The sequence below is a fragment of the Desulfovibrio sp. genome (genome assembly GCF_009712225.1).
GTDB lineage: Bacteria > Desulfobacterota > Desulfovibrionia > Desulfovibrionales > Desulfovibrionaceae > Desulfovibrio.
The window spans coordinates 67,192-81,835 of the sequence record NZ_WASP01000007.1 but is presented as its reverse complement, the minus strand read 5'-3'; the positions used below and the strand labels follow the sequence as shown (position 1 = coordinate 81,835).

Below are 14,644 nucleotides of genomic sequence, written 5' to 3'. Positions count from 1 at the left end.
GCCCGCGCCTGAACCGGGGATAAGCAAAAAATATGCCCGTCAGGGAACTGGCGGGCATGGTGGAGAAATATGGTCTAGACCGGTGGAACAGGAACATATGGCAGGGACAGGCCGGGGCAAAAATCCGAAGACCTGAGCCGGGCTGTAACCGCAGAATATTATGCTTTTTCGAGCTTGGCATCATCCTGCCACCACCAGCGGGCGCGCTGGCACAGCAGGTCTATGTCGCCAGCTGCGGCAAGGTTAAGCATTTGCCGGTACTGACGAACCGCTTCATAACTGTAGGGGTTGGCCTCAAACAGACCAGCAAACATGCTCGCGTCTTCGGTAAGCATTTTGCGGGCCGCGTTCTGGCGGCGCAAGAACGAGGGTGTCACAAAAGGCAGCAGCTCGTCCTGTCCGGCCAGCAGGGCAAAATAGGCCAGACTGGTGATGAAATTCATGTTCTGGATGCGGGCCATGGCCTTGTCGTGCTTTTCAGCGGTGGTGCCGAACACCCGGCAGCCCAGCGCGGTAAAAAAGCCCGCTGTCAGTTCCACATGCAGCTGCGCGGCGTTTGCACCGGGCACGATGGCCACGGGCTGATCGGCCTCCGGGTCGGGCTGGGGGCCAAACAGGGGGTGTGTGCCCACCACGGGACCCGTCCAGGCCTTTTGCATCTGTTGCAAGGGTATTTCCTTCACCGAGGTTATGTCTGCCAGCACGGCCGTAGGGGGCAGATGGGGGCAAACGGTGGCAATGACCTCGCTGAAGACGGCGGCTGGTACGCAGATGATGGCCAGGTCTGCTCCGGCGCAGGCGGGGGCCAGGGTTTCGGGCGTCAGGGGAACGTCCACGCCTTCTACCGTAAGGCCCTCCGCACAGGCGCGGGCAAGCAGCATTGCGCCCATGCGGCCTGTGGAGCCGACAATAACGGTTTTTATGGGATTACGCGGGCTAAAACCGGTAAAACCGTCAAATCCATCCTCCGCTGCAGATTCTCCGCCGCTCTGGGCAGCGGGGCTGCCACCCCTGTTTTCGTTGCCGTTCATGCCAGGTGCTCCCAGATATTCCAGAATTGCGGAAACGACTTGCGCACAACCATGGGGTCGTCCAGCAGGCCGCGAACATTTACCTTGGGCTGGCGCAAGCCCAGCAAGGCCAGCGACATGGCGATGCGGTGGTCGTTGTGGGCCGAAAGGGCCGTACCTTCGGGCAGGCGCGGGCAATCGGGCTTGCCGTTGCCGCGGCCTGCAAGGCCGTGGATAAGCATGCCGTCTGAAAGCTGGTCGATGACCACGCCCGCCTTGGCCAGCTCCTGCGCCGGGGCACTTATGCGGTCTGACTCCTTGTAGCGCAGGTGAGCCACGTTGCTGACGCGCGTGGACCCCTGGGCAAAGGCCGCCAGTACGGCCACGGTGGGCACGAGGTCGGGGCAGTCGCCCATGTCGAGCTCCACACCGTGCAGGGCCGAGGGGTACACGGTGACCGAATCGGGCGTAAGTCTGATGCGCGCGCCCATGCGCTGCAAAATATCCAGCATGGCGCGGTCGCCCTGTAGCGAATCGGTACGCAGGCCCTCAACGCGCACGGGGCGCAGGCCCAGAGCTCCAGCAGCCAGAAGGTAGGAAGCGCCAGACCAGTCCCCTTCAACAGTATAGTCACCTGCCCGATACGCACCGGGGTGCACGGTTACGCGCAGGCATCCAGGGTTGGCCGCCTTGAGTTCACGCCACGCGCCGGGGGGCAAAAGTTCCCACGCTGCGTCGGCCTGAGCGCGGGTTTCCACTTCAAAGCGGATACCGTAATCGGTCAGGCACTGCAGGGTCAGGCCCACATAGGGCCAAGAAACAGCTTTCTGCCCGCTGAGCACCACAGCAAGGGGCGCTGGCCCCATGGGGGCCGCCAGCAGAAGGCCAGAAAAGTACTGGCTGGAGATGTCCATGCCCAGCGCCACTTCGCCGCCGCACAGGGCGGGGTTGAGCCCCCTGGCGTGCAGCACCAGGGGCGGACAGTCTGGCTTGCCCTCAAAGGTGGCGGTAAGCCCCAGATTTTTCAGCGCGTCGGTGAGTTCGCCGATGGGTCGCTCGTGCATGCGCGGCGCACCGTGGATGCGAAACTCGCCCTCACCGGCGGCCAGTACGGCCGTAAGCAGCCTGCACGTGGTGCCGGATTCTTCCACATCGCACGAAAGGGGAGCCTGGGCAGTGCCACCGCGCGGCTTGCCGCCCATGCCGGTCACACGCCATGCGCCAGAGGCCGGGGTGCTTTCGGGCAGGGTTTCCATAATGGCCCCAGCGCCGCAAAGGATGGCCCGCGTGCGTTCGAGGTCGCGGCTTTCAAGGGTATGACGTACCGTGGACACGCCCTGCGCAAGGGCCGCGCCAATGAGGTAGCGGTGCGAAACCGATTTGGATGCGGGCGCGGTGACGCTCACCGTGGCCTGTTCTTCAGCCGCAGTAACGGCAAGGGTGCTCTGGCTCATGAGGCAAGGTGCTCCGATGTTTCCGAGTGGAGGTCAAGACGGTCCAGTTGCGGTCCTGTGGGGTAGCTGCCCAGAATGCGGAAGCTTGTGCAGACTTCGTGCAGCTTTTCCAGCAGGGGTGCGTAGCGCGGATCTTCAAGATCGCTTTCCACGTCGGCAAAGAAAACGTATTTCCAGCGCTGGCCGCGCAGGGGGCGCGATTCCAGCTTGCGCATGTTGATGCCGTTGGCGGCCAGCAGGTCAAGCACACTTGAAAGCGCACCGGCCTTGTCGGCAGTGGTGAACAGCAGCGAGGTCTTGTCCGCCCCGTTGTGGCCGGGCTGCGGACCGCCCGTGCGGCTGCCCGAGCGGGCATCGCCGGGACCGATGATCACAAAGCGCGTCCAGTTGCCGGGCTCGTCCTCAATGCGGCGGGCCAGTACGCCAATGCCCATAAGGTCGGCCAGCTTGCCGTGGCCGATGGCGGCGGCGTCTTCCTTGCCAGCTGCGTACTGGGCTGCTGCCGCGGTAGATTCCACCGGCACAAGCCCTGCGCCGGGCAGATGGGCGCGCAGCCACGCGCCGCACTGGGCCAGCGGCTGTGGGTGCGAATATACGGTACGCACGGCGGCCAGCGAGGGCGCGTTGCTCAGCAGGCAGTGCGAAATACGCGAAAACAGTTCGGCCTGAATGTGCACGTCGTACTTCAAAAACAGGTCAAAGCTCACGCCCACGGTGCCCTGCAGGGAGTTTTCGAGCGGCACAACGCCCAGTTCACACTGGCCCGATGCCACTTCCTGAAACACCTGGGTGATGTCACTGCACGGCCTGAACTGGGCCGCATGCCCAAGATATTCCACACCCGCAAAATATGAGAATGTGCCCTCGGGGCCGAGATAGGCCACATTCTGCGGCCGCTGCAACGAACGCGAGGACGAAAATATTTCGCGCCAGATGGCTCGCAGGTGTTCGTCGGGCAGAGGGCCGGGGTTGCGGACCACCAGGCTGTCGAGCACTTCCTTTTCGCGCAGGGGCTTGAAGATGATGCCCGGCACATTGGCCTTGATGCGTCCCACCTCAAGGCTCAGGGCGGCGCGCTGGTTAAAGATCGCCAGCAGGTCCTGATCCACTGCGTCAATCTCGTGGCGTATGGCGGCAAGGCGAGCACCTGCCTCATCGGGAGTGGCCGCGGGAGTCTGGGCATCTGTCTGGTTCTTGGGCCAGTGGCTGTTGCTGTCGTCCATGCTAGATCTCCCGGATGTCTTCGCTGATGCGCATGCCAAAATGGCGGCCCGCTTCATCCAGACGGCATAGCACCGTGTCGCCGGGTTTCAGGCCCACCACGCTCACCGGCTCGCCACCGGGGGTGGTCAGACGGATGGTTTCGGCATTCTGCAAAAACACCGCGCCGGTCTTCACGCCGTCTTCGGTTTTCACCTGGGCTTCGATCAGCAGCATGGGGCGCACTTCAATCTTGACCCGGCCAAGGGTGGCAAGGCTGGTTTCACCGTTGGCGTCCACGATCAGCACTTCCTGTCCGGCCTTGAACTCGCCCAGATAGGTGGTTTTGTCGCCGGGCAGGCGCACATAGGCGTGCACTGCCCCCGCATTAACCCTGAAAGGGCGGGCGGCCACGTATTCGTTACGCTCGGTTTCGGCATGAACAAGAAAGGTAAAGGCGCTGGAATTGCCCACCAGCATGCCCTGCCCCTTGCGCAGGATGGAGAGCGTGTCGGCGCACACACGGTGCCCAAGGCCCACGGATTCCACGCGGGTAATGACGCCGGGCAGCAGCTCTTCGCGTCCCTGGGCCATCTTGCACTGGGCAATAATGGTCTTGAGATCGGCGACCGCTTCTCTGGATACAATAATGCCCGCCACACCGCGTTCCAGAATTCCTGCGGCAAGGCGGGCCTCGTCCAGCGTTGCGGCTTCTGCCAGAACGCTGTCGCTCTGGGCCAGAAGGTTTTCTACCGGTATAACCTCCCAGCCGCGAGCCAGTACCACACGCTCGCCTTTATGCAGGCGTTCGAGCACGGCCTCTTCATCGGCCTTGACGTTGAGGGCCATGGTGGCGACATCTTCGGCGGCCCACACAGGGCAGCGCGAAAGACCAGCCACCTGATCCACATATTCGCGGGGCACAATAACACCGTCCACGCCAGATTCCAGCGCCAGGGTCACATCTCCCTTGTCAAAGGGAACGCAGTTGAAATAGATGCGGGACATTGGAATTATTCTCCTACGATTTCCATGGCCTGATCCACGGAAACGTTTTCGTGTACGATGGCGCGCAGGGCCTTGACCAGGGCAACGCGGTTGGGATGCTGGAACACGTTGCGGCCCACGGAAATGCCAGCGCCGCCCGCATCAAGCGAATCCTTGACCATCTGGAGAATCTGGCGGGTGGAATCCATGCGTTCGCCACCGGCAATGACCACGGGCACGCAACAGGCGGCCACCACATCAGAGAAGCTTTCCACATCGCCGGTGTAGGGAACCTTGACGATATCCGCGCCCAGTTCCACACCCACACGGGCACAGTGGGCCACCACGTCCTTGGCGTAACCGTTCTGGATCTGCGGACCGCGGGCGTACATCATGGCAAGCAGCGGAATGCCCCAGTTGTCGCACGATTCAGCGACGCGGCCCAGGTCTGCCAGCATGAGGCGTTCGTTGGGGTCGCCCAGGTTGACGTGTACCGAAACACAGTCTGCGCCGTGCTTGATGGCTTCTTCAACCGTGCCCACCAGGGTTTTGGTATTGCCGTGGGGAGAAAGGGCGGTGGAGGCAGAAAGATGGAGGATCAGGCCAATGTCGCTGCCAGCGTTGCGGTGACCGCAGCGCACAAGACCCTTGTGCATGAGAACGGCGTCTGCGCCGCCTACCGCCATGTCGTTGACGGTGTCGCGCATGTCCACCAGGCCTTCAACTGCGCCAATGGTTACGCCGTGGTCCATGGGAACAATGATGGTACGACCGTTGGTGCGGTTGATGATACGTTCCAGGCGGATTTTTTTGCCAAGGTACATGGGTTCTCTCCTTCAGTCTGCTGCTTTGAGGTGACCCGCATGTGGCGGGGTTTGCCGCTTCTTTTCCGGCGACCCATACAAAAAAAGGGCCGCTGGCTTGTTGCCTGCGGCCCGTTGAACTTTCTAACTTTTTTGCGTCAGCAAAGCTCCCGACCACAGGCTCCGGTAAAATACGCAAAAAAATACCAGCTAAAGATGCCGGCGGCGTAGGAGGAGGTGTGGTTGGAAGAAATGCGCTGCATGGAAATATCCTTAAAAATTTTCTGATCAAAGGCTACGCGGCATCCAAAACCCTGTCAACAGGAAAATGGATTTTGGCATGAATTTTATTGCCGAAGTCAGGCAGCGCCCCGTTCTGCGGAGTCTGCGGGATTTTCATCGCCCTTGGTCCTGGGTCTGAGCTTGCGGGTTTCAAGCCGCTTGAGCACAAATTCGCCGGGCTTGACGCCCTCGGGTACGGCAGAAAGCGGAAACTCTGCCCGGGCAAGGTTGCGGTGGCCGCCCGCCACGCCCACATCGTGAAAACAGGCGTCTGCAAGCCTGCCAATGTCGCGCCCCCCGTCACCACGAAAAATCACGATAACGGTCTTGTCCACCACGCCGCTTACGGCAATCCAGCGCAGGCCGTGCACCCGCGTAAAAAAGTCTGCCACGGCCACCAGCAGGTCGGCACTGTTGATCTCGTTGAGTGAGGCAAAGGCCCCCCCGCCGCGGCAGTCGGCCAGCGAACGGAAAGCGCGCGAAAACAGCGGCAGCCACTCGCGCAGGTATTCACTGCGCAGGATGCGGCGCAGCAGGCTGTTGTCCGCATGGCGCGAAAGCCACTGGTAGGCGCGAAAATCGTCCTCGCCGCCGGAGCGTTCAAAGGCTGCTGTGTCGGTGCGAATGCCGTACAGCAGGGCCGTGGCCAGGCGCGGCCCGGGCCGCATGTGCAAGGCCTTGAGGTAGCGGGCCATCATGGTGCTGGTTGCCCCCATGCCGGGGCGAATGTCACGAAAAACCACAGGACCGGCAATGGCACAGGCCGTGATATTGGGTACGGAGCGGGGCAGGGGGTGATGGTCTATGATGCAGTCAAAATGCAGACCCTGAAAGGCCTTGCTATGGTGCGGCTGCGAATCAACCATGGCATAGCGGGTGTACTGCTCGGCATTTTCGGGCTTCCACGCGACTACGGGAATATTGAGGTAGCGGATCATGGCCAGATTGTCGGGCCTGGTTACCTCATTGATGCGGGCAATATCAACGCTGTGCACCTTGTGAATCATAATGCGCTTGAGAGCCAGCGCCGATGCCAGGGCATCGGGGTCGGCATTGATGAGGATGCACCAGCGGTCATCCTTGCAAAGACCTGCCCGCCATTTTTGCAGCAGGGCGATGTGGTCTGTAGCGCCAGCCATGATTCTCCTTGTGGCTCATCGGGCAGGGGTGGGTTGCGAAAGCGCTTCCAGTACCGGCAGCGACTCAGCCAGACCCTGCCATCTGAATATCTCTGCCATGTGCACCGCCGTGGCGGAAAAACGCGCCATCAGGTCGGTTGCTGTCTGCATTTGCGGTCCGGTGAAAGCTGTGAGGGGCAGATGCCGGTCGCCATCGCCGGGCGCACTCCAGTGTACAAGGCTTGCCTGCTCTGGAAGGGCCGAAAACAAAAGATTTTTTTGACCATATCCCAGTAGATGCCCTACGTCCAGACACAGGCCAAGGTCGTGATCCTGCAAAAAACCTTGCCCAAGGCCCCATATGTCGCTGTGGGCCACGTTTTCGAGCAACAGTGGAACATGACAGTATTTTTGCCAATGGTGCGCAAATCCTGCCAGCAGGCGGCGCTGTCTGCTCGGCGTACCCTTGGGCGGGTGCAGCACAGCGCAGCGGGGGGAAAGGAAGGCGGTTTTTTCCAGCACCTGTCTGGCCAGTGCGGCAGCTGTGCGGGCAGGGTGTGCGGCGCCGCTCTTTACCGGCCAGGGCAGGTCCACCGGCAGGTGGGCGTGCCAGCGCAGGGGCAGGCTGGCGAGGTCTGGCGGCAGGTCTCGCTGGCCGTAGTTGAGGCAGGCGCGGGTTTCAAACAGACACAGGCCCACCTCGTCCACCCTGTTGGCCAGAAACCGTGCGTTTTCGGCCACACCGGCGGGAATCACAAAGGAGGGCGCGGCCAGACGCCCAGCCAGACGGCCCGCAATGCTTGCGGGACGTTGGCAGGGCTGGTTGTCAAAATCATGAACCATGCAAAAATCCTTGAACAGCCGTGCGGCGCTGCCTGCGGCAAAATGCAGAAAGGGGGAGATTTTTGGCAAATCTCCCCCTTTGTTATTATGCAGTTCTACGCTGTTAAACCAGTTTTGTGCTGCTCCAGCCCAGTTTGCTGGCGGCGGCTTCGGTCTTGGGGCCGCCCAGCACGCATGTGGCACCGGTGCGGGCAACCTCGGCCAGCACCTCGGCAAACTCGCGGAAGTGCTTTTCGGTGGTAGAGAGTATTTCTTCGCGCATGAGGGCGCGGGCGGCTTCGTTGTCGTCCGTGAGCCAGCGCGAGAGGGACTGTGCGCCCTTGGCGTCGGGCAGCAGGTAGCTGTCGATGTCACCAATGGCACCCACAATGGCCTGGGTGAGCTGGGCCTTGTCGGGACTGAAGCCGCGCAGGTATTCGGCCATGCCGTCAAAGGCGGCCAGGGTGTCTTCCACGTTGGGATCGCGGTACGAGGCGCACACAAGGGTGCCGCCCAGACGGTCGAGATTGCAGAAGGCCCCGTAAGCACCGCCGCGTACACGCACACGCTCCCACAGGTAACCCATGCGCAGGTAGCGCAGGATTACGCTGGCCGAACCGTGGTATACGTAGCCCTGATCGTAGATGTTGGCTGCCTTGCCCACATAGTTGATCTGGGCAGGGGCGATGAAGGCCTCACCCTGGGGCAGATCGAGGGGGGCGCTGCCGAAACCCGATTCCGAGCCAGCCCGTGCGGGGGCAAGGGCGCGCAGCAGCTGGCGGGCCTCTGCCTCAACCATGGTGAGACCCTGTGCCTCGGCCGTGCAGTCAAAGATTGCGCCAGGGCGGGCGATGATGCGTGTACGCAGTTCTTCAAGGTCATCAAGAATGGACTGTGCGTCCTTTTCCATGCGGTCTATCAGGCCGCGCACGCTTTCAAGGTAGCTCAGGCCCGTGGTGCGTTCGCCCAGGGCGCTTGCGCCGTTAAAATGCGCCCGCAGGCGTGAGCTTACCGCCGCATGGCCCGCGGACTGCAAGCCGTGCTCAAGGCGCGCCTTGGCCTCAAGCAGCATCTGCCCGAGTCTTTCACGCAGCTCGTCCGCATCCTTGATGGGTTCAAGCAATATTTCGCGGGTCAGGGCAAAGAGATCTGGCAGTTTGTCGTATACCGCCTTGCCCGCCACACTGAGATAACCGATGGTTTTGCGGCTGCCGCGCACAAGGCCCAGCAGCGGGTCTGCGCCAAGACCGCCGGTTTTGGCGGCCATGAGCGCACCCAGCTCGGTAAAGTCGCGCCGGGCGGTACCCGTGTCGGTGAGGGAACGGGCAAAGAGCGGCAGCAGGGGCACAAGCCTGTCGGGCACGTTGGAGAGCGGCAACAGCAGGGCTGTGTAGGCAATGCCCTGGGTGGGCAGCTCGTGGGTGAGGAAGGTTTCCGGCAGCTCTGCCATGGCACGCGGAATGGTGGCGTTTTCAAGCGGCAGGTCTTCCAGCCCAAGAGCCGGAATGGTTGCAAGAGCCTCGGGGCTGTCCGGGGCTTCCTGCGCTTCCATGAGGCGGGCGGTTTCCTCCACCATGAGGGCGCGCTCTTCGGGGCTGGCCGCAGTCTGCACGGCGTCCACGCGGGCTTTTTCCGCATCATCGCGCAACTGGCCAAGCTTGGCATCGGGCATCAGGATGACAGTTGCGCGGTGCTCGTTGTTGAGGAACCAGTCCCGGATGGCCTGTTCGAACACGGGTTCGCCCGCCTCGATGCGGGCCTTGAGCGCGTTGAGCGGCGCTTCCCATGCCAGCGCAGCCAGCGGGTCGCCGTCGTACAGCCATGTGGTGAGCGACTGCACCATGGCCGAAAGCCCACGGGGGAAGCGGCCGGAATTGTTTTCGCGATATGCGAATTCCACGCTGTTGACGGCGGCTTCTACCGCTGAGCGGGGAATACCCTCTTCGGCCAGCTGGGCCAGGGTGTCAAAAATGAGCAGTTCTGCCTGCTGCACGTCGCGCGGGGCCACGCCCTTGAGACCGGTGGAGTAGTACATCTGGCGCAGGTCGGTTTCGAGTCCGCAGCCGGTGGTGTCTTCGCCCAGGCCAGAGGCAATGAGCGCCTTGCGCAGGGGCGAGCCGGGCAGGCCTTCAAGGATATGCTCAAGCATTTCCATCAGCAGGGCCTGATTGACGTCGCCGCGTTCGCCCAGCAGCCAGTTGACCGTGAACAGTGCGCGTTTTTCGCCCTTGGAGGCCGCGTAGGCCACTTCTATCTGGCGCGGGGTTTCGATGCGCGGTTGCAGCGGCACGGCAGAATTGACCGGACGTGCAGTGTAGCCTTTGAGAGCGGCGGCGGTCAGGCGCAGGCGCTCGTCTTCCGGGTCGTCGCCCCAGAAAAAAAAGCGGGCATTGCTGGGGTGGTAGTAGCTGCTGTGAAAATCGCGGAAGGCCTCGTAGGTGAGGTCGGGGATGTTCTCGGGATTGCCGCCGGAATCGAGGCTGTACAGCGTGTCGGGAAACAGCGCCTGCTGGCTCTGTTCCGAAAGTACGGAATCGGGCGAGGAATAGACGCCCTTCATTTCATTATAGACCACGCCCTTGTACGACCAGGGGCCGTCGGCGGATTCCGTCTCCACGTGCCAGCCTTCCTGACGGAAAATGTCTTCGGTGATGCGCGGGTGGAACACGGCATCAATGTACACATCTATAAGATTGTAAAAATCGCGCAGGTTGCAGCTGGCGATGGGGTAGCAGGTCTTGTCGGGATAGGTGAAGGCATTGAGGAATGTGTTGAGCGACCCCTTGAGCAGCTCAACAAAGGGTTCCTTGACCGGGTACTTGTCTGACCCGCAGAGCACCGAATGCTCCAGAATATGGGCAACGCCGGTAGAGTCGGCGGGCGGCGTGCGAAAGCTCACGCCAAAGCATTTGTTTTCGTCGGTATTGATGACGGAAAGCATCTGCGCGCCGGTGACATCGTGCTGCCACAACCGGGCTGTGCCGTCCACTTCGTGCAGATATTGTTCGGTAAGAAGAGTAAAACCGTGCTTGTTCATGGTGAATCCTGAGGAGTTGATGTGCTGCGGCCCGCATGGGGGCAGCGTGAAAAAGAACTATAAGTATTGAGGGGCAATTTGAAAAGGGGCGTGCCATGGTCCCGGACGGGCGCTGTACAATATGCGAGAGCGCGGAATATGGGCACGATGTCTGCTTGTGGAGGCGTTGTCTCCATGCTAGAAAGCCGCCTACGCGCCGTGCCGTGCCGCACGCGCTTATCACTCAGCGAGTAAGTGAGATCATGATCCAAGAAGTTCCTGCAAACAGACATTCCGCTACAGAAAAGCTGGTGCTCTGGTACATTCCCCTGGCCTTTGCCGTCTTTTTTATATGGGGAAGCGTGCTGCAGATGCGCAGTTTCGCCATCAACGACGCTGACTTCGGCTATTTCATAACTCAGATATGGAGAGTTTGGAACGGCTGGGACTGGCAGGCTCCGTTTTCAAACGTATACGAAGGCAAGCCCTTTTACGCCCACCATTGCACGCCACTTTCGGCTTTGCTGGCCCCCATTGTGGGCCCGTGGAAAAGCCCCTACCCCCTGTCCATTCTGCAGGGTACCGCTGCCGGGGCCATGGCCTTTATTCTGCCCCGGCTGGTGCGCGTTCTGCATGCCGAGGCCGAGGGAGACAATGCTTCGGGCAACTGGGTATGGACTGCGGCAGTGGTTCTTGTCCTTTTCTTTTTCTTTCGGCCCGTGCTCACGCCCTGGTCGCGGCAGGCTCATTACACAACGCTTGTAACCCCGGTACTCATGCTGGCAGTGTTGATGCTGCACAAGCGTCGCTGGTGGGCGCTTGCCGGATGCTGCTTTATTGTTTTGCTGGCGCAGGAGCGCGCAGCGCCGAGTATTTTCTGCCTTGGCATGTATGCCGTTTTGCTGTTGAGGCAGCGCCGCGTGGGAATGCTACTGTGCACGGTTTCCGGTGCCTGGTTCGTTACCGTCACAAAGGTGTGGCTGCCGTATATGCGCCAGCTTGCGGGTGCGGGCTCAGGTTACGCATTTGAGCAGTTTGTAAATCTTTCTGGCGGGTGGGACCACAAGCTGCAGTATTATCTGCGCCTGCTGGCTTACAGTTGGTTTTTGCCCCTGCTTGGCCGCAAGGCCCTGCTGTGCCTGCTGTGCACCCTGCCCTATCTGGGGATGGTGGCTCTTTCCGGTTACGGGCAGATGTGGGACATGGCCGGTCAGTACGAGGATTTGCCCGGTGTGTTTTTGATGCTCGCCATCTGCCATGCCTGCATGTGGGTGCAGGGCAGGCTAAGGCCCGAGCTGTGGAAAAAACTTTTGCCCGCCGCAGGCGTATTGATGGCAATTGTCATGATGGCGACCCAGACAGGGTGGTACAATCCTGCGGCCACCGTGGCGCGCCTGCTGCAACACCCCGATGCGCAGGCCCATGCCCGCCTGCGAGACACGCTGGGCAGCCTGCCGGATTTTCCTGCTTCGGTCAGGGTGTGGGCGCAGTCTGGTCTTGGGCCTCACGTTTTTTATCCATACCAGCGCTATATTGCAGACATCAATGAAATGGGCGGCCCGCTGGACGACAGCGTGGTAATTATTTCGCCCTATGCCGGAACCTATCATCTGGCCAACGGCAGCGGCGGGGTATCGCGAGAGGAATTTGAGCAGGCCAGAGCTTTTTTTGACGCGCATGCCAGTCTTGAATGCGTAAAGGACAACGGCGTTGCGGTCATTTATGTGGGCAAAAAATTGCGGGAGACACTGCCCGATCTTGTTCAGGCATTGCAACGACAGGCCGCGCGATAGCCTCCTTGCGGAAAATGCCGCATCAGTGCTTGCTATTCGCGAGTCATTGGTGTATTGACCACCTTTCCATCAAGCACACCCAAAGGCAGCGGCCCGGGGTGCCCGGTGGGACGGCGCGTGGTGCGTCGTCCATTTTTTGCGCCCAAGGCGGTTGGTCCGTCAGGAGGCGCACATCGGGTTGCAGGGTCAGGGCATGGGTGGAAGAAGTTAACCCTTTGGAGGAATCCCAATGGCTTATGTCAGCATGAAGCAAATGCTGGAAACCGGCGTGCATTTCGGTCACCAGACCCGCCGCTGGAACCCCAAGATGCGTCCTTACATCTTTGGCGCCCGCAACGGCATCCATATCATCGACCTGCAGCAGACCGTCAAGCTGTTCCGCGTCGCCTACGACAAAGTGGTCGACACTGTTGCCAAGGGCGGCAAGGTGCTGTTCATCGGTACCAAGCGCCAGGCTCAGGAAGCTGTGGCCGCCGAAGCTGGTCGCGCTGGTCAGTACCATGTGACCAACCGTTGGATGGGCGGTACGCTCACCAACTTTGTCACCATCCAGAAGAGCGTGGACCGTCTGAAGAAGCTCGAAGCCATGTTTGGCGACGGCACCATCAATCGCTACCAGAAGAAGGAAATCCTGCTTCTGGAACGCGAAATGAACAAGCTCGAGGAAACTCTGGGCGGTATCAAGAACATGGACCGTCTGCCCCAGCTTGCCTTCATCATCGACCCGCATCGTGAAGACATCGCCGTGAAGGAATGCCGCAAGCTCGGTATCCCGATCGTGGCCGTGACCGACACCAATTGCGACCCCGATGTCATTGATTTCATCATCCCCGGCAACGACGACGCCATCCGCGCCATCAAGTTGTTTGTGGCTGCTTTCGCCGAAGCCTGCATGGAAGGCGAAGCCATGAACAAGGATCGCAAGGGCGAAGTTGTGAACGCCGAAGAAGCCATGCAGAAGGCCGAAGCCGCCGCGCCCGCTCAGGAAGCCGCCGCCGAATAGCCTCTTCTGGCCTTTCCATATTCAGTATCCTGGGGGCGGCGCAACCTGTATGGGCTGCGCTGCCCCCGTCTGGATGAATGAGTGCGCGCCGCGCTTCGCGGAGGCCGCGCAACCCACTAGAAAGTTATGAAACTCCGGCTTGGGGCCGGACAGTGTGTGGAGTATACTATGGCTATCACTGCACAATTGGTTAAAGAACTGCGCGACATGACCGCTGCAGGCATGATGGACTGCAAGAAGGCTCTGGTTGAAGTGGAAGGCGACCTGGAAAAGGCCGTTGACTGGCTGCGCCAGAAGGGCATGGCCAAGGCTGCCAAAAAGTCTGGCCGCGCCACCAGCGAAGGCCTCGTGACCGTGGCCGCCAGCGCCGACGGCATGCACATCGCCATGGGTTCGCTGCTTTGCGAAACCGACTTCGTGGCCCGCGGCGAACAGTTCCAGGCCATGGCCACCCGCGTGACCCAGGTTATCCTTGATAAGGCCCCCGCTGACGCCGAAGCTCTTGAAGCCCTCCTGGGCGAAGAAGTGACCCAGCTCATCGCCTCTGTGGGCGAAAACATGCAGCTTGGCAAGTTTGCCCGCTTCAGCAAGAAGGGCGCCAACGATGTGGTGGGCCAGTACATCCACGCCAACAGCAAGATCGGCGTGCTCGTGTACCTCACCTGCGGCAAGGCCGAAAGCGCCACCAAGCCCGAAGTGATTGAACTGGCCAAGAACCTTGCCATGCAGGTTGCCGCCGCCAGCCCCCTGGCTCTCGACGCCGCCAGCCTTGATCAGGCCGCTGTGGAACGTGAACGCGAAGTTTACCGCCAGAAGGCCATTGAAGAAGGCAAGCCTGCCCAGATCGTGGACAAAATTGCCGATGGCGCCGTGAAGAAGTTCCAGAAGGAAGTGTGCCTCATGGAACAGCCCTTCATCCGCGACGACAAGAAGACCATCACCGACGTTGTGCGCGAAACGGGCAAGGCCATCGGCGACGAAATCACGGTCACCGGTTTCGAACGCATTCAGCTTGCTGCCGAATAGTAACAAGGCTGCGCCGGGCAACCGGCGGGCATTGGTGCACGCCTTCGGGTAAGCACATTTTTAGGGGGGCCTTTGGCTCCCCTTTGTTTTTCGGGGGCACCGCAGTACTCAGCTGGCCCGTCGGGGGCGC

At 61.0% G+C, this 14,644-nt stretch carries 12 protein-coding genes; 4 read left to right on the top strand and 8 right to left on the bottom strand.

What is annotated here, in order from left to right:
• Nucleotides 1–158 precede the first annotated feature (158 nt).
• From F8N36_RS10085 to F8N36_RS10065, 5 genes are all read right to left on the bottom strand, one after another.
• Nucleotides 159–890 carry a prephenate dehydrogenase/arogenate dehydrogenase family protein gene (locus tag F8N36_RS10085; protein WP_291332750.1) on the bottom strand — a complete coding sequence of 244 codons (732 nt, stop codon included), beginning with the start codon at nt 888–890 and terminating at the stop codon, nt 159–161.
• Between the two features lie 137 nt (nt 891–1,027).
• Complete coding sequence (locus F8N36_RS10080) at nt 1,028–2,464, bottom strand: 3-phosphoshikimate 1-carboxyvinyltransferase (protein WP_291332683.1); 1,437 nt, start codon at nt 2,462–2,464, stop codon at nt 1,028–1,030.
• A complete protein-coding gene (gene pheA / locus F8N36_RS10075) occupies nt 2,461–3,687 on the bottom strand; it encodes a prephenate dehydratase (RefSeq protein WP_291332682.1) in 1,227 nt (408 codons plus the stop codon). Before pheA ends, F8N36_RS10080 begins: the two co-directional genes overlap by 4 nt.
• Nucleotide 3,688: 1 nt before the next feature.
• On the bottom strand, nt 3,689–4,672 hold the full coding sequence (locus F8N36_RS10070) for a 3-dehydroquinate synthase II family protein (RefSeq protein ID WP_291332681.1): 984 nt from the start codon (nt 4,670–4,672) through the stop codon (nt 3,689–3,691).
• A 5-nt stretch (nt 4,673–4,677) separates the two neighbouring features.
• Nucleotides 4,678–5,475 (bottom strand): 2-amino-3,7-dideoxy-D-threo-hept-6-ulosonate synthase, encoded by a 798-nt coding sequence (locus F8N36_RS10065; RefSeq protein WP_291332680.1) that lies wholly within the window; start codon nt 5,473–5,475, stop codon nt 4,678–4,680.
• 41 nt (nt 5,476–5,516) lie between these two features.
• Here F8N36_RS10065 and F8N36_RS10060 point away from each other — a divergent pair, with 41 nt between their 5' ends.
• Nucleotides 5,517–5,798, top strand: coding sequence for a hypothetical protein (locus F8N36_RS10060; RefSeq protein WP_291332679.1), 282 nt, complete (start codon nt 5,517–5,519; stop codon nt 5,796–5,798).
• A 15-nt stretch (nt 5,799–5,813) separates the two neighbouring features.
• Here the strand turns inward: F8N36_RS10060 and F8N36_RS10055 are convergent, their stop codons facing one another.
• Genes F8N36_RS10055 through F8N36_RS10045 form a run of 3 tightly spaced genes read right to left on the bottom strand, consistent with a single transcriptional unit; the run spans nt 5,814 to nt 10,713 of the window.
• Nucleotides 5,814–6,875, bottom strand: a complete 1,062-nt coding sequence (locus F8N36_RS10055) for a phosphoesterase (RefSeq protein WP_291332678.1) — start codon at nt 6,873–6,875, stop codon at nt 5,814–5,816.
• Nucleotides 6,876–6,890: 15 nt separating this feature from the next.
• Nucleotides 6,891–7,766, bottom strand: a complete 876-nt coding sequence (gene cbiR / locus F8N36_RS10050; RefSeq protein WP_291332677.1) for a cobamide remodeling phosphodiesterase CbiR — start codon at nt 7,764–7,766, stop codon at nt 6,891–6,893.
• Nucleotides 7,767–7,800: 34 nt separating this feature from the next.
• Nucleotides 7,801–10,713: an insulinase family protein gene (locus tag F8N36_RS10045; RefSeq protein WP_291332676.1), complete on the bottom strand. Its 2,913-nt coding sequence runs from the start codon at nt 10,711–10,713 to the stop codon at nt 7,801–7,803.
• A 242-nt stretch (nt 10,714–10,955) separates the two neighbouring features.
• Here F8N36_RS10045 and F8N36_RS10040 point away from each other — a divergent pair, with 242 nt between their 5' ends.
• The 3 genes from F8N36_RS10040 (at nt 10,956) to tsf (ending at nt 14,514) form a co-directional block, all read left to right on the top strand.
• Complete coding sequence (locus tag F8N36_RS10040; RefSeq protein WP_291332675.1) at nt 10,956–12,485, top strand: DUF2079 domain-containing protein; 1,530 nt, start codon at nt 10,956–10,958, stop codon at nt 12,483–12,485.
• Nucleotides 12,486–12,714: 229 nt separating this feature from the next.
• Entirely contained in the window at nt 12,715–13,488 is a 774-nt protein-coding gene (gene rpsB / locus F8N36_RS10035) for a 30S ribosomal protein S2 (protein WP_291332674.1), read from the top strand.
• Nucleotides 13,489–13,656: 168 nt separating this feature from the next.
• Nucleotides 13,657–14,514, top strand: coding sequence for a translation elongation factor Ts (gene tsf / locus F8N36_RS10030; RefSeq protein ID WP_291332673.1), 858 nt, complete (start codon nt 13,657–13,659; stop codon nt 14,512–14,514).
• The last annotated feature ends 130 nt before the right edge of the window (nt 14,515–14,644 follow it).